This window comes from Methanosarcina sp. WH1 (assembly GCF_000970005.1).
Taxonomy (GTDB): Archaea; Halobacteriota; Methanosarcinia; order Methanosarcinales; family Methanosarcinaceae; genus Methanosarcina.
In genome coordinates this window covers 626,881-642,668 of the sequence record NZ_CP009504.1, presented here as the reverse complement: position 1 = coordinate 642,668, position 15,788 = coordinate 626,881, and the positions used below count along the sequence as shown (strand labels likewise).

The following is a 15,788-nucleotide window of genomic DNA, read 5'->3' as shown; positions in this document are numbered from 1 at the left end:
TCTCAATAAAGAACCCGCATGCTGAATAGAGGCTGCCTGAGCTTCCAGGAAGGGGTATGGGCGGCATAAAAAATAAAAGGAGTGGTATAAGATGTTATTCATGGACGTTAGTACCTGGGACCCTGAGAATCGCGATAAGATCCTTGAACACTTCAAGAAACTGAACATTCCTGAGGGAATTGATGTCATCAACCAGTGGGTTGACCTTTCCGGAAACCGCTATTACATTCTTTACGAAGCAGAAAGTGCCGAGGCTTACGGAGCCTTCAACCTGCCCTGGTCAGATGTCTGCGTGATTGACAGCGTCCCCGTAATGGAAGCTTCAGAATTCATGCAGCTTCTGCCCAAGTACAAAAAGTAAGCTACAAGGAAAAGATATCAGTTCATTAATCAATTTCTAAAAGGAAGTCGGTGAGCCGGCTGATCGAGGCTCATCGAAAATCTTTATATTATAGTTCTAAAGCAAAGGGACTTATTCAATTCTGTTTTATCAAATTCTATTCTTTAACTCTAAGGCGGGAAGTCCCCTTCCTCGACAGCCGAAGGCTGGTAGGTGGGGGATGAGAGCCATCAACTTCTACAAAACAACAGTAACATAATTATTAATACTTATAGTTACATCAATATAAATATAACTATATAGTAAAAACTGGATCTTAAGGGCCATTTTTTATATTCACCCCATTATCATTTAATTCAGTATGTGAAATATAGGAGAAAAGCTCTAACGAACCCTTTAGTTGTTGATTTTCTAAAAACTAAAATCTATAACATAAGTGAAACATTCGATGTTGAAGTGCTGAATATAGAGTGTGACGAAGACTATTTTCACTTATTATTTTCAGCAAAACCTTCGCTTGATATTCCAAAATATATCAACACCATAAAAACAATAACTTCAAGGGAGATTCGTAAAAACTTCCCTGAAGTAAAAACTATGTTATGGAAAGATACAGTCTGGTCAAGATCGTATTTTATCGCATCGACAGGGCAAGTAATCTTTGAAGGACAAGTAACCTTAGATATACTGAAGCAATATGTGGAGAATCAAGGCAAATATGCATCTGACGAAGAAGATAAAGATCAATCCAACTGAAGAAAAGACACGATATGCCTCTTTGGGAAATAACTATGAAATGTGATTGTGGAAACGTTATTGATAGAGATAGAAATAGTGCTATCAATATCATGAAGCGATTCTTATCACAGAATGCTTTGTGGACAGGCTATCAGAGTTTTTCAGATAATCTTCAACAAACAGGATTACAGATGGATACTTGCATCACTGCAAATATCCAGGTGACGTAATCACTCGAAGGAAGTTCCGTCCTCGCTTTCATCAGAAAACAGGGTGGGATAGTTCACTACTCAGCTCTATTTCAAGTCTTTAACATTATGGTTTTTGTTTCCAGATATTCAGAAAGGGCATCAGGTCCATTTTCTCTTCCAAAACCACTCTCTTTAACTCCTCCGAAAGGAACTTCGGGAGCTATCTTCAGATGCTGGTTGATCCATATAATCCCTGCATTTAACTGTTCACATCCTACACGTGCCCGGTCTAAATTTTTTGTCCAGATGGACGCCCCAAGCCCATAACCGACACTGTTTGCCTCCCCTATTGCCTCATCCAGGTCTTTTACCGTCACCACGGGCAGCAAAGGCCCAAAAACCTCTTCTTTCAAAAGTCTGGAGTCTTCGGGTACATCCGAAACAAGGGTAGGTTCAAAGAAGTACCCTTTATCAGAACCTTTGAACGCAGGTACTTTTCCTCCGGTAATTATCCTGCCTGCGCCATTCTCCTCAATTTCGGCTGTGAGCTCTTTTATATAGTCCCACTGATGGCGATTGTTAAGAGGTCCAATATTAGTATTTTTGTCCAGCCCGTTTCCTATTTTTAAGCTCCGAACACCTGTTTCAAGCTTTTTTATGAATTCTTCAGCTATGGATTCAAAAACATACAGCCTCTTGACAGCGGTACAGGTCTGACCGCAGTTGTAAAACCTCCCTCTAAGGGCTCCAGCAGCAGCACTTTCAAGATCGGCATCGTCACACACAAGCATAGGGTCACTTCCACCCAGCTCAAGAGTAACCCTTTTCATCCCGTGGGCTGCAAGTTCAACTACTCGTTTTCCGGTTCGGGCTTCTCCTGTAAAAGAAATTTTTCTTACATCCGGACTGCGAACAAGACTTTCTCCTGCTGTCTCCCCAGGTCCTGTGACCACATTCAGCACACCTGCAGGCAACCCGGCTTCCCCAAGAATAGAAGCAAGGGTAAGGTTTGTAAGGGGAGTGTTACTTGCCGGTTTCAGCACAAAAGTATTCCCCGAAATAAGAGCAGGGGCAATTTTCCAGCCCATAATCAAAGCAGGCATGTTCCAGGGAATTATGGCTGCACAGACCCCGAGAGGGTTTTTTACGGTAAAAGCATACCCATTTCCCGGGACCGGAATGAAGTCCCCTCGCAGGCTGCCTGCAAGTCCGCAGTAATATTCAAGGACATGTGCAAAACCTTCTATTTCGTTTCGGGCTTCTGCAAGAGGCTTTCCCTGTTCTTGCGTAAGCAGGGCAGCAAGCGCATCCTTCCTCTGCCGGACAATTTCTGCAGCTCTGTAAAAAACTCCCCCCCTATGCTGTGCAGATGCGGAAGCCCAGCCTGAGAAAGCTGATGAAGCAGCTTCGACTGCTGAAGCCACATCCTCTTCTGTGCCCCGGGGAACCTGCTCGATAAGTTCACCTGTTGCAGGATTTTTAACATCAAAAAACTCGCCACCGCATGCTTCCACAGCTTTTCCGTTAATCTGCATTTTCATAGCTACCATTATTTGCGAAGACCTATTTTAAACTAACAAAAAATAGTATGACTTTGAGATAATAGTTTAAATGAAAGGGGCGAAGAATACAGCGAGAGTAAAAAGAAAAACAAATTCCTGTTCGACAGAAATATAAGTATATTTACAAATTACATTGTATCAAATACAGGATCTCCTGACATAAACAAAAAAAACGGACTTGTGGGACACTTATCATAAAAGGCTCAAAGAGGCTTCAGAGACTTTTCTGGAGAATAAGAGTGGGACTCCAGATGATTACATGAGGTTAAATACGTCAGGAAAGACATTTTGCAGGATTTGACGTCGGAGTTTACTTTCCGGACTGCAATTTGTCAGTAGCTAAAAGAATAACTTTCACAGGCAGGTACAGAGAACAGTGTCAGATTGCCTTCAAGTAATTTTATGGTTTTTTATTATAGAGATCCTGGGTTTGATTTCTATCCCACTTGCTGGAAATGCTGGAAACAGGCTGGCTGATAGGGGTGCTTCGGCAGCAAAAACTCTGGGAATTATACTTGTTGCCTATTTTTCCTGGATATTCTCTTACATATGGGGTTTTAACCATACTACGATCTTGATCTCATTCCTTGTTCCTTGCCTACTGTCAATTGGTCTTTATCGGAAACAGAAGATTTTCCCCGAAAGAAAAGTTCTGCTCGTCAATGAACTCGTGTTCCTCGCAGGATTCTTTTTTTTCTTACTTGTACGCGTGCACCTTCCGGAAATATACATGCACGAGAAATTTATGGACTTTGCCTTTTTAAATGTAGTAATAAAGACTTCCTCTTTTCCTCCGGCTGATCCCTGGTTTGCAGGCGAGTTTCTGGATTTTTACTATTATTTCGGATATCTTTCCGTGGGCGTTCTGGGAAAACTCAGTGCTGTCAAACCTACCATCCTTTTTAACCTGGCAATTGCCTTTACTTTTGCTCTTTCCTTCAACCTCTTTTTCGGCATCGGGTATAACCTCACTCATGGTAAAATCCGGTATGGACTCCTTACTGCGGGGTCCGGGATGCTGCTTGGAAATTTGCAGGGACTTATAGAATTCGTATCCATGTATGTTCTCAAGGAACAGGTTTCAAGAGGGTATTACTGGAGCAGTTCGAGAGTTATTCCTTTTACGATAAACGAGTTTCCATATTTCACTTTCATACACGGGGACCTGCACCCTCATCTGCTTGCAATTCCGTTTCAGTTGCTTGTACTTGTATTTCTCCTGAATATCTACCTCAGGAAAAGTGAACACACAATATTTGAAAATAGCCTGGCCTTCATTACATTTTCAATAGCTCTGGGTTTTTTGTTCCCCTCTAATTCCTGGGATTTCCCGGTGTACTTCAGCCTGGCACTTTTGGTTATCTTTGCATTTTATTGCGGGCATTATATTCATAATAAAAAATTATTCGGTTTCATTGCAGGATTTTCCAAATCAGTCATTCTTGTTTCTATCTTCAGCTTCCTGCCATATTTGCCCTTTTATCTGTCCTTTAACCCTCAAGCAGCAGGAGGATTTGATTTTGTTGTACCGGAACTCAGGACAACGATTGATAAATTCCTGATCCTTTTCGGACTTTTCCTGTTTTTAACCTTCTCTTTCCTTGTACCTCGCCTGAACTCCAGAAGAAAAATCGGGTTTTTTATCCTATGGGTAGGGGTATCAGCACTTCTTTCTGCTGCATGGTCTATTCCCCTGATTGCGGTCCTTTTTCCCCTGCTTGTCCTTTCTCTGTATTTATTCCTGAAGGATCTTCCGGAAAGAAGCACGACAGGATTTGTATCTCTTCTAATAGCGACAGCCGCCTTCATTGCCCTTCTATGCGAAGTTGTTTTTCTTGATGACCCAATATCAGGCAATTTTGCCCGTATGAACACGGTTTTCAAATTTTACATGCATTTATGGATTTTCCTTGCTATTGCAGCCTCTTATTCGTACTATGAACTTCATTTCCGTTACCGGGGTGAGTCCGAAAATAGAGCTTTTTTGAAGGGGGCTTATATAAAGAAGGCATGGTCAACTGTACTTGTGCTACTAGTTATTTCCTGTGTCTTTTTTCCTGTAGTATCAACCTTTACAAGAATTAATGATACGAATGCCAGGCCCACTCTTGACGGGATAGAATACATGAAGAAACTGGATAGGGGAGATTACAATGCCATACGGTGGATGCAGGAAAATATTAAAGGATCTCCGATAGTTCTTGAAGCTTCTGAAGATGGTAGCAGTTACAGTTACACGTCCAGGGTCTCTGCAAATACCGGGCTCCCCACAGTCATCGGGTGGACAAGACACGAGAGGTTCTGGGGAAGAAACCACAAAGAAGTGGAAAAGAGGATAAAAGATGTTCGCTCGATTTATTGCACTGGCAATGAAAAGAGAGCCCTGGAGCTTATGGATAAATATAACGTAAGCTATGTGTATATCGGTAAACTTGAACAGCAGGTGTATTCCATAAACCTGGATAAATTTGAGAATGAAACCTATTTTGAACCAGTTTATCGGGATACAGTCACAATATATAAATTAAAGAAAGGCACGTAAAAGGGACATTACTTAAAAGGGACATTACGTAAAAGGGACATTACTTAAAAGGGACATTACGTAAAAGGGACATTACTTAAAAGGGACATTACGTAAAAGGGACATTACGTAAAAGGGACATTATAATTGTCTGTTTTTCAGAGAAAAAATGGCTCAGGCAAAAAAAACCAGATTATTATCATAAATGTTAAGAGGTTGTTCGCATAATCAGCGTCTCGGTAGTTCTGCCCGCTTATAATGAAGCCGCCAGAATAGAAAATACGGTCTCGATAACAGCAGAGACTCTTTCAAAGATAACTGATTCCTTTGAGATCATCATAGCAGAGGATGGGAGCACGGACGGTACGGACCAGATAGCTTTCCAGCTTTCGGAACAGTACTCTTATGTCAAACACCTGCATTCCGAGGAACGACAGGGCAGGGGAAGAGCCCTGAACAGGGCTTTTAAGGCAGCCTCAGGAGAAGTGCTCTGCTATATTGATGTGGACCTTGCAACAGATATGAGCTATCTGGAAAAACTGGTCAGAGCTGTAAGTACGGGTGGCTATGATTTTGCCACCGGTTCGAGAATAATACCCGAAAGCGATGCAAAAAGACCTTTCAAACGGGAGTTTGCAAGTAGAGGATATAACTCCCTTGTGCGGCTTCTTTTGCATTCAAAACTCTACGACCACCAATGCGGTTTCAAAGCTTTCAGGAGAGACCCTCTTTTTGATTTGCTCGATGAAGTTGAGAATCAGCACTGGTTCTGGGACACCGAATTGCTGGTCAGGGCTCAGCACCGGGGGTATAGGGTTCTGGAGTTTCCTGTCTACTGGAGGCATGGAGAGTCAAGTAAGGTCAATTTCGTAAAGGATATTCTTGGAATGGGATCAGAGATTTTCCGCCTGTGGTGGGAACTTTTTTTTCCGGGGCTTTTTTCTGGGAAAGGAAAGCTATTTATTACAGCTTCTCTTGCCCTTCTGATTCTTGCCCTTGCTGCAACCTTTCTGGGCGCTTCCTCTGTTCTGGAAAATATCAAGCAGGCGTCTCTGAGTACCCTGGCTCTTGCTTCTCTTGTTTACTGCATTTCCTGGCCGCTCCGAGGGATCCGTTTCCAGCAGATCCTTAACAGACTCGGAAACCACTACGGACTTGGCTTTCTTACGGGGAGCATTTTCATCAGCCAGTCTGCAAATGTGATCCTCCCTGCACGAATAGGAGACCTGAGCAGGATGTATATCCTGAAAAAAAGTAAAGATCTTGCCTTTACAACGAGCCTTTCCTCTTTGACCGTAGAAAGGGTCTTTGACATAATTGCAATAACTTTCATTGCCGCACTTGCTTCTTCAGGTGTAACTACGAGGTTTGAAATTGCTTCCTGGATGGAGTCCCTGATCAAGTTCTCAGGGCTTGCAGTTCTCTTTTTCTTTATAGCTCTCTTTGCATTATCTTTCAGAGAAGGCCGCATGACAAAGAGTGGGGGGAAAAAGGCTTCTGTGATTTCTTCTGGCGAACCTCTCCATAAAATAAAAGGATTTGCATCTACTTTTGTTCACCAGATAAGCGTTGTTGCTGTCCGTCCCGGGGCGTTTCTTACAGTGGTTGCATCCTCCCTATTCATATGGGGTATGGATATCCTTACCTGTTTTCTGGTTCTGAAAGCCTTTCCGACAGCCGGGGGAGATATGTCTTCAGCGTTCACCATCTCCCTGGTCTTCCTGGCAGTAGCCCTCGGGAACATTGTAAAAACGTTTCCAATCACTCCTGGAGCTATAGGAACATATGAAGTAGCCCTTACTGCAGTGTTCGGGCTTGGAGGAATCAGGCCAGAACTCGGGTTTACAGTCGCCGTGCTTGACCACATAATAAAGAACTCGATCACATTGCTTGGAGGCGGGCTCGCCCTCTCGGGACTCGGGCTCAAATGGAGAGAAGTTCTCTCAACGAATACCGACACGCTGAAAGGGATGTGATAACTTGAAACAAAAAATCCGCAAAAAGTCTGAGTGGAAGAAATGTTCGAAAAAAAAATAATAGAAGTTAGGGATGCCTATTCCCTTCCGGAAGATGTGCTTGAGGCTGTTCATACGGCACTGAAGGAAGATGTTGAAGAAAGCGTTAGCCTGTTTAAGGTTCTTGCAGATTCGACCCGCCTGAGAATTCTTAAAGCCCTCGAAATCCAGAGCCTCTGCGTCTGTGTCCTTGTTGAAGCTACGGACCAGAAGCACTCTGCACTTTCTTACCATCTCAAGCTCTTAAAGGAAGCAGGGCTCGTGGATTCAAGGAGAGAGCGCAATTTCCAGATCTATGACCTTACAGAATTCGGAAACCTGCTACTGAAGCACATTGAAAAACATTTTGAAAAAAAATGACCGAAGAAGTGGAGGGACTTTCTACAATTTAATGTGTAGGAGCCCCATGACACTAAAAAAATAATAGAATCTGTATATAGATTCGTATCCCTGAAGGATAAGATTACATTTTGTCGTTTGAGGCTACCGTAGTGAGCTTTGAGAATTTCACTCCTTTAAGGGCCATTATAGCTTCAGCAAGCTCTTTAATTTCTTCACCGTCCCCATCCAGAACGATTACTTCAAAACAGTTATCATGATCCAGGTGAATGTGCACGGAGGACTTAATCAGGGAAGAGTAATGGTGCTGGATGTCTGCAAGGGCGTTTGAAAGCCCACGCTTTGTGTGGTCATATATGACAGCAATAGTTCCGACACGATGACCTTTAATGTCACCCATCCATTCGTAGTAAGAAATGTAACTCCTGATGGCGTCCCTTATGCCTTCCGAACGGGAAGAGTAACCTCTTTTTTCGATAATCTCATCAAATGTGCTAAGAAGGGTGTCGGGCAGGGAGACCCCTATCCTCATAAGTTCTGTTTCCATCGAATCACCAAATAATTTGTAATTTATCCGAATGATAATACATTAAGTTATTGTGAGTATTACTATATATGTTTTTTTCACTTGATCATTAATATAAAAGAGTTGTACTCATATGATAATTCATCCCTCAGTATATTAATGTTTGGGAATTATCAAACTTAGCATATATGAAAGGGTCAAAACGTCCATGCAAAAATAAAAGAGACAAAAATAACTAAAAAATAAAAACAAAAGGAAAGAATTCAAAAAAAATAAATAAACTCCACAGCGAGAAGAAAAAACTGAAGTAAAAAAAGAGATTAAAAACTAAATTACTTTATTAATCTGCCCTCGTATCCAGTTATCGTCTATCTACAAGCCTCTTCGGTCTTCCCTTAATTTTGTACAACTCAAGTCCTCCGGGACCCGTGAAGTTGAAAAGGAGCTTGAAAGTCCTGTCTTCATAGGCTCTGGAAAGGGGATGCTTATATTTAAGGAAAGAACTGATGAAGTTTTCCTTTATAAGATCTCTGTCACAGGCATCAGGGTTTTCGCATTCCATACTGACCCTCAGTACGGTTTCTCCCTCATCTTCCCCTCCATAGAGAAAAGCTTCATACTCTCCTGTTAGATAATCCATGTTTCCACTCTGGAATACACCCCTTTCTACATCAACGCGGTTAAAAGGAGTACCTTCAACCCAGACTGTTTCTGCCTCTCTCTGGGGAGTGAGGATTTTCATGTGGGTCCTGCCGCAAGAGCACGTTTTGCGCGTAAGAACTACAGTAGTGTCATCGGTATCGTAGTTTAAGAGAAGATTCCCTGCCTTTGCCCCAACAGGCAGAAGCGTGCTCAGGATAACTCTTCCACACTCCCCATCAGACACGAAACTCTCCAGGTGCGGGTCGTAAACATCAAGATGGACAAAATCCTCAGGAACATGCAGCCCTGTAATATCACTGCATTCCCCGCACATCGTCCCTTCCGTGCTCCCGTAGGTGTTGTACACAGGGCAACCCCAGATTTCCGAGAGATAGTTTCTTGACTCATCAGCAAAGGCTTCACCTCCCACAACCAGTTTGTTTATGCCTGACTGTCGGGGGTCAATACCCTCAGTTTGCATTCTGCGGGCAAGGTTCAGGAGCTTGAATACACTGCCTACTATGCCTGTAGGCCTGTATGTTTCAATAACACGCAGGGGAAAAGTGCACTTACCCTCAGGGATAATGCTCATGCCCAGCTGTCTGGCAGCAAGGGTCATGGTGTTTGCCCCCACATTCATGCCGTAGGAAGCACAGACAACGACCCTATCTCCGGGCCCGAAGCCCTGAGACCTAAAAATCCGGGCGTATTTTTCTGCATAGCGTTCCCAGTCCTCCCAGGTAAGGAAAAAGCTCTTTGGGGTCCCACTTGTACCGCTAGTCTCATGAATGGTGAAAACATCTTCCCAGCCTACGCTCCTGAACATAAAATCCTTCATCTCAGGAGGCTGGTTTTCTCGGATAGTCTTTCCAGATATGATTGGAAGTTCAAGGAGGTCCTCATGGGCTTTGATATCTCCGGGGCTTACCCTATGTTTTTCAAACCATTTTCTGTAAAAAGAAGAATTTTCAGCTGCATATTTTACCGTATATTGCACACGTTCCTCAATGAGAGCATCGAGTTCCCCCCTGTCCATGGTCTCGATTTCTGAATTAAAGTAAGGTTTTGAGTTCTCCAATATAAAACACCCCGGCTGTAGCTCTTAACCATGCAAAAATCTGTTATCCATATGAAAACCTATTATTAATTGGCTTCAAATATGAATTTGGTCTTCAATTATGAAACAGTTTTGGGCAGGGGATTGTCAGGAAGAAAAATTATAAGAGAGATTTCGGGTTGGGGGCTGAACTGTAAGAAAAACGGCTGTGTAAAATATTAAATACTCCATACTGCATCTCAACCCCTGGAAAAAGTTACTGACATTGATTTATAAAAGGTAAAAAAGGAAAAAAATTTATTTTTAAACTTATTTGTCCCCAAAAGGCACAAGGTATACGCCATCTGCCCTTTTTTGTCCCTTTACCAGCTCACAGTGCCTGAGGAGTGCAAACTGGTTTTCGGTTTCCCGTGAGGATATCCCAAATTTTTCTGCAATTTCTTCCTTTTTTGCCCCGCCCCGGGAAACAATGAATTCATAGATGGCTTTTTGCAGGTCTGTAAGACCGTCAGTTCCTTCAAGCCCGGCTTCTTCCCTGAAGATTTTTTTGGAGCGCACTGCCCAGGGGTCACATGCCTGGATTTTATGGTGGCTCTCTATATAACAGTCCTCACATAGAACCTTGCCATTTTCTTCGTAAATGTCTTCTTTTTCCAATTTACACCCACATGCCTCACATTTGGCAGGGCTGGTTATTTCTTCTGTCATCTTGTATCCCTCCAGAGTTTCAGACATCCATTTCATCCAGAATTTTAAGAACAACTACTGACCCGTAAGCTACGGCAGGTCCTCCGGCCATCACTATTGCAGTGCTTACAGCTTCCATAATCTCTTCCCGAGTCGCTCCCATTTTTACAGCCTCAGGAACGTGCTTCCAGAGACAGTATTCACAGCGCAGGGCAACTGCAATCCCGACCATCATTATTTCTTTTGTTTTGGCGCTTAAAGCCCCGTCCTTGACAACTTCGGAATGAAGCCCCATAAGAGCTTTCATAACTCCCGGGAGTTCCCCGGCCATTGCTTCCGTCCTTTCATTCATATCAATTTTTTCGGTCGTTTTATCACTTCCTGCATTCAGAAAACTTAAGGTACCCAAAATAGAATGAATAATTTACGAATCAAAAGGCACCATGTACATTTCTTCTCCCATTTTTCTCCACTTTAAAAGCTCACAGTGTCTCAGTATTGCAAGCTGGTTCATGGTTTCCTGCAGTGTAAGCTCGAAAAGCTTCGAGATCTTTTCAGGGGTTGCACCCCCTTCTGTAAGGATAAAGTCATAGAGCTCCTTTTGGAGCTCCGTCATTCCCTCTGAGCCTTCAAACCCGTGCTGTTTTCTGAAAAGTTTCTTGGAACGCACTGCCATGGGATCTGCAAACTTTATTTTCTGGTGTCCTTCCAGGTAACAATCCTCACATATTGCCTGCCCGTTCTCTTTTATAGATTCGTCTCCCGGTATTTCCTTCCCGCACCCCGGGCACGTTATAAAATAAGCTATTGATTCGTCAAGTTCCCTGTTTCCGGCTTTATTCGTTTTTATAAGGTCGTGAAACTCCATATAACCCACTATTTCGTAAACAGTTGACCTTGATAACCCATATACGGCTTTTGCTTTTTTTATCACATCTCGAATATGGAATCCCCGGTCTATATGGGCTTCTTTTATACATTCAAGTACCCATATTTCCTCTTCATTCAGCACAAGAGTCATTGAAGTCCCTTAGATACTTATTCTCTCAAGAATTAACATTTTGAATGTGAATTGCTTCAACACCTGACTTTATTCCTATAACATCTTTTCTTGAGTTATCGAATAGTTTTCTTGTATTCCGTTTTTGTCTCTCTCCCTTTATGATTTAGTAGTATTAATAGTTATCGGTAACTATATATAAAAAGATTGTCTCATCCACGAATCATAATAAAATATAATAAGTCCTCAAAGAAAGTTGAGATAATCCTCAAAGAAAATCCAAAATTTATGAGTTTTAGGGGAAAGTTCCATGTGAGTTTCTGAAGCATACAGTCAGACCGTGCACTCACACTTTGCACTCACACTTTGCAATCAGACCCTGCAATCGCACCCTCTTTCTTTTAAGATCCGGACCTGTTCCTCATAGGTAGTCACAAATTCATTCTGTACAGCTACCCCTGTTGCAAGGGCAGGGTCCAGGGGAGTGTGGTGTTTATACCCTCTTTTTGACATCTCTTCTACAAGGGCTTCATGTCTCAGGTAGAGGGCCTTCAATTTCCCCTTCCAGCGCAGGGTCTCAGGATGGTGTGCATAAGCTTTTTTGTTATTGGTAATTATGGACCACAGGGCATGCAATTCACGGTGTTCCCCGAGAAGGTGCTGCCTGCACATTTTTTCAGGAGGGATGTCCCAGATTCTCATATGATGAACTTGAAGACATTTCAGAAAGGTCTTTCGGCAGGAAAATATTTAAAGGACTGAAAAAGTTTTTTCTGCCCTTCAGAAAAAATACCGATTCCCGTATCTGTTACTGAAAAAAGAGCCCTGTTTCCGCTTTTATTAGAGTGGACAGGTACCTTGCCCCCTTCCGGGGTAAACTTGATTGCATTGCTTACAAGATTATAAAAAATTCACCTCTTCGAAAACCGAGTCAATAGAAAACTCACTGTAGTGAAGCTCCGTTTTTCCAGCTTTTACTTTTGAGAGGTCAAGAATATCGTTTATAACAAAATATATTAAATTCCTCAAGACAGTGTCCCGGATCACCATTTAAAGAATCTAACTGCCCAGTTCACGTTTTTTCTCAGGAGATATTTCCTCAGTTCATCGATCCCAAGGAGGAAAACCGCAAAAGGAACGGCAAGTAGCATATACCTGAGGTCAATGGGAGTGGTATTGAAAATAAGGTTAGCAAATGGATGCCAGATAATGAGAGCAAGAATCAGAAATTCGCTTGCAATTCCCAGGAGAACCGGGCGGTTGCTGAACAATCCCATTGAGAAGACAGACTGAAACCGAGTTCTTGAAGCAAACACATTAGCGATCTGGCAGATAATCACAGCTGAGAAGAAAGCGGTTATTGCCTGCATATAAAGGGGATTAGTGTTTGCAAGCTGCTCCCCGAAAATCCAGCCCCCTTCAAAAAGTACGGCAAAATAACAGAAGAAGCCTGCAGCAGCCTCTATAGGTCCTTTTACTCCGTAAGATGTCAAAAGCACCTGAGAGGTTAATAACTTTTCATCCCTTGGTCTGGGAGATCTCTTCATAATATCTCCCTCTCCTTTTTCCACCCCCAGAGCAATGGCAGGAAGGATATCAGTTCCGAGATCAATTGCCAGGATAAGTTGGACAGTCATGGGAAGGGGAATGGAAAAAAGAACAAAAGCTATAAATGGGAGGATCTCGGGGATGTTGCTTGTGAGGATGTAAGCAATAAACTTTTTTATATTATCAAAGACGGTTCTGCCTTCTTCCACAGCATTTACTATCGTGGCAAAATTGTCGTCCAGAAGCACCATGTCTGCAGCCTCACGAGCCACATCCGTGCCGCTGCCCATAGCGACCCCCATATCGGCATTCTTGATCGCGGGGGCATCATTAACCCCATCTCCGGTCATGGTAACGATCTCTCCTTCTGCCTGGAAGAGCTGTACAATTTTTAATTTCTGTACAGGAGAGGTTCGGGCAAAAACAATGCTCGGGTTTTTGAGCCGTGAAGCAAGCTCTGTGCGGGAGAGGGATTTAAGCTCATCTCCGGTAATAATCTCAGGTTTTTCGGAACCTGCAAGTCCTACATCTCTGGCAATGGACTCTGCGGTAACCGGGTGATCACCTGTGATCATAACAACCTTGATTCCTGCTGCATGACATTTTGCAATAGCTTCTCTCGCTTCAGGGCGTGGAGGGTCTACAATCCCGATGAAACCCAGGAAAATAAAATCTCCGGTGTACTCTTTCTCCTCTTCTGCCTGCCTGAACGCAAGGGCAATTACCCTTTCTCCCTTTTCTGCCAGCCTTAGATGCCTATCTAGAAGCTCTTTTTGCCCGGCTTCATCCAGTTTTCTGGCCTCTCCGGACTCCAGAACCGACCCGCACATCTGCACAACCACTTCCGGAGCGCCCTTGAGGTATACCTCAAGTTTTCCTTCGGGAGTTCGGCAGACAACTTCCATGCGTCGGGTAAGGGAATCGAAAGGAAACTCTTCCTGTCTCGGATACTCTCGCTGGAGGTCTTTTACATCTACGAAACCATTCGCAAAAACAAGAAGCGCACCTTCTGTCGGGTCGCCGGTATATCCAGGGGCCGATTCATAAAGTTTTGCGTTATTGCAGAGCCCTGCCGCCCTTATGAAAACCGGAGGGATCTTTTTCGGATCCCATCCGGGATTTCCTGTAACAGAAACTTCTTTTGCGCCTGAGTCAGTACCGTTCTGCGCAAGACTTTTTTTTGTACTTTCTTCTGTATTCTGCCCTGCAACGCCTTCTTGAGGAATGGAAGGTTTTTCCGGCTCCAGAGTTTCAAACCCTGCGATAAGCGAATTTACTGCCATCCTGTTCTGAGTCAGGGTCCCGGTTTTATCCGTACAAATCACGGTAGTCGAGCCCAGGGTTTCTACAGACTCAAGCTGCTTTATAAGGGCATTTCGAGAAGCCATTCTCCGAGAAGCAAGGCTGAGGGCAAGCGTAACGGTGGGCAAAAGCCCTTCAGGAACATTGGCAACAATGATTCCTATGGCAAAGATAAGGCTTGCAAGAAAGATATCCTGGAGAAAAAATGCAAGCAGGAAAAAGGTAATTCCAAGAAAAATCGCAATTGCTGAAATAACCTTTATGAAATGGTTGAGTTCTTTTCGGATAGGAGTGTCCACAGAGATGGTCTGCTCCGTAAGCACTGCCAGGCTTCCGATCTGGGTATCCTGCCCGGTACCGAAAATAATGGCTTTACCGTTCCCGCTCTGTACAAGAGTTCCGGAAAAGACCATATTCCGGCATTCCAGTATATTCTCATGTGTACACTCGATAGAGCGCAGCTGCGGCTCCGCTTCTCCGGTCAGGGAGGAATTATCGACTTTCAGAGAATTGGTCTCAATCAAACGCCCGTCTGCAGGAACCTTATCTCCTTCTTCAAGAAGGATGAGATCCCCCACAACAAGCTCTGAAGCCAGAACATCCTTTACCTTTCCGTCCCTGAAGACTTTTGCATGAGGTGGCAGAAGCTGCCGGAAGCTTTCCATTGTCTTTGCAGCCTGGTACTCCTGCACAAACGTGAAAGTTCCGTTAAGGACAACGACCCCGACGAGAGCAATTCCTATATATAAGTTTCCCTGCCCGGGATCAAGGTATTCGCCAAGAAAAGATAGAATAGCCCCTACAGTCAACAGGATAGAAAAAAAGTTACGAAACTGCCGGACATATCTCTTAAGTATGCTTTCCTTTCCGGCTGCTTCGAGGACATTTGGTCCGCATTTCTGGAGCCTCTGGGTAGCTTCCTGCTCACTGAGCCCGTTTTCTGTGACTTCTAGCCTCTGTAGAAACTCTGGAAGAGAAATTAGATGTTCATCCCCCTGTGGGAAGCATAGTTTGTTTCTGTTTTCAGCCGAGTCCTTTTCCATCGAATCCCCTATAGTTTAATGTGACACAAGAATAAGAAACTTAACATTACACGTCCACCGAATTTCTTAAAACAAATCCAGAACAGTCAATTATCTGAGGTCTGTCTTTAATAGAAATTCTATCAGCTCCAGATAACCGGATAATTGAGAGAACAAAATACGGGAAAGGCATTTAAGAAGATAAGAAGCCGGATAATGCGGTTAAAATTTATTACTGGATTTATCAAAGAAAAGACAAAAAAAAATTCCCGACAATTAGCTTTTATAATTTGCTAAC

At 43.3% G+C, this 15,788-nt stretch carries 15 protein-coding genes; 6 read left to right on the top strand and 9 right to left on the bottom strand.

Going from position 1 to position 15,788, the window contains the following annotated elements:
- The first annotated feature begins 91 nt into the window (after positions 1–91).
- The 3 genes from MSWH1_RS02865 to MSWH1_RS02855 all read left to right on the top strand — a co-directional run bounded on the left by MSWH1_RS02865 (position 92) and on the right by MSWH1_RS02855 (position 1,308).
- Positions 92–361 carry a DUF3303 domain-containing protein gene (locus MSWH1_RS02865; RefSeq protein WP_048125918.1) on the top strand — a complete coding sequence of 90 codons (270 nt, stop codon included), beginning with the start codon at positions 92–94 and terminating at the stop codon, positions 359–361.
- Between the two features lie 288 nt (positions 362–649).
- Positions 650–1,096: an IS200/IS605 family transposase gene (gene tnpA, locus MSWH1_RS02860; RefSeq protein ID WP_048125915.1), complete on the top strand. Its 447-nt coding sequence runs from the start codon at positions 650–652 to the stop codon at positions 1,094–1,096.
- 14 nt (positions 1,097–1,110) lie between these two features.
- On the top strand, positions 1,111–1,308 hold the full coding sequence (locus MSWH1_RS02855; RefSeq protein ID WP_048125913.1) for a zinc ribbon domain-containing protein: 198 nt from the start codon (positions 1,111–1,113) through the stop codon (positions 1,306–1,308).
- 71 nt (positions 1,309–1,379) lie between these two features.
- Here the strand turns inward: MSWH1_RS02855 and MSWH1_RS02850 are convergent, their stop codons facing one another.
- Positions 1,380–2,819, bottom strand: a complete 1,440-nt coding sequence (locus MSWH1_RS02850; protein ID WP_048125911.1) for an aldehyde dehydrogenase — start codon at positions 2,817–2,819, stop codon at positions 1,380–1,382.
- A 388-nt stretch (positions 2,820–3,207) separates the two neighbouring features.
- On the opposite strand from MSWH1_RS02850, the gene MSWH1_RS02845 reads away from it, so the two are divergent.
- From MSWH1_RS02845 to MSWH1_RS02835, 3 genes are all read left to right on the top strand, one after another.
- Positions 3,208–5,373 (top strand): DUF2298 domain-containing protein, encoded by a 2,166-nt coding sequence (locus MSWH1_RS02845; protein ID WP_048125908.1) that lies wholly within the window; start codon positions 3,208–3,210, stop codon positions 5,371–5,373.
- Between the two features lie 203 nt (positions 5,374–5,576).
- Positions 5,577–7,328 carry a flippase-like domain-containing protein gene (locus tag MSWH1_RS02840; protein ID WP_048125906.1) on the top strand — a complete coding sequence of 584 codons (1,752 nt, stop codon included), beginning with the start codon at positions 5,577–5,579 and terminating at the stop codon, positions 7,326–7,328.
- A 42-nt stretch (positions 7,329–7,370) separates the two neighbouring features.
- On the top strand, positions 7,371–7,727 hold the full coding sequence (locus tag MSWH1_RS02835) for a helix-turn-helix transcriptional regulator (protein ID WP_048125903.1): 357 nt from the start codon (positions 7,371–7,373) through the stop codon (positions 7,725–7,727).
- Positions 7,728–7,830: 103 nt separating this feature from the next.
- Here the strand turns inward: MSWH1_RS02835 and nikR are convergent, their stop codons facing one another.
- From nikR to MSWH1_RS02800, 8 genes are all read right to left on the bottom strand, one after another.
- Positions 7,831–8,253: a nickel-responsive transcriptional regulator NikR gene (nikR, locus tag MSWH1_RS02830; RefSeq protein WP_048125900.1), complete on the bottom strand. Its 423-nt coding sequence runs from the start codon at positions 8,251–8,253 to the stop codon at positions 7,831–7,833.
- A gap of 340 nt (positions 8,254–8,593) precedes the next feature.
- The gene (gene ftsA / locus MSWH1_RS02825; RefSeq protein WP_082088014.1) at positions 8,594–9,952 is read right to left on the bottom strand and encodes a coenzyme F390 synthetase; all 1,359 of its coding nucleotides are present in this window, start codon (positions 9,950–9,952) and stop codon (positions 8,594–8,596) included.
- A 288-nt stretch (positions 9,953–10,240) separates the two neighbouring features.
- On the bottom strand, positions 10,241–10,639 hold the full coding sequence (locus tag MSWH1_RS02820; protein ID WP_048130186.1) for an LIM domain-containing protein: 399 nt from the start codon (positions 10,637–10,639) through the stop codon (positions 10,241–10,243).
- Positions 10,640–10,658: 19 nt separating this feature from the next.
- Entirely contained in the window at positions 10,659–10,970 is a 312-nt protein-coding gene (locus tag MSWH1_RS02815; RefSeq protein ID WP_048130185.1) for a carboxymuconolactone decarboxylase family protein, read from the bottom strand.
- A 72-nt stretch (positions 10,971–11,042) separates the two neighbouring features.
- On the bottom strand, positions 11,043–11,639 hold the full coding sequence (locus MSWH1_RS02810; RefSeq protein ID WP_048125898.1) for a hypothetical protein: 597 nt from the start codon (positions 11,637–11,639) through the stop codon (positions 11,043–11,045).
- A gap of 351 nt (positions 11,640–11,990) precedes the next feature.
- Positions 11,991–12,320, bottom strand: a complete 330-nt coding sequence (locus tag MSWH1_RS02805) for a pyrimidine dimer DNA glycosylase/endonuclease V (protein WP_048125896.1) — start codon at positions 12,318–12,320, stop codon at positions 11,991–11,993.
- A 20-nt stretch (positions 12,321–12,340) separates the two neighbouring features.
- Positions 12,341–12,502, bottom strand: a complete 162-nt coding sequence (locus MSWH1_RS17795; protein ID WP_231585700.1) for an ATP-binding protein — start codon at positions 12,500–12,502, stop codon at positions 12,341–12,343.
- Between the two features lie 159 nt (positions 12,503–12,661).
- Positions 12,662–15,511, bottom strand: a complete 2,850-nt coding sequence (locus MSWH1_RS02800) for a cation-transporting P-type ATPase (protein ID WP_048125894.1) — start codon at positions 15,509–15,511, stop codon at positions 12,662–12,664.
- Positions 15,512–15,788: the final 277 nt, after the last annotated feature.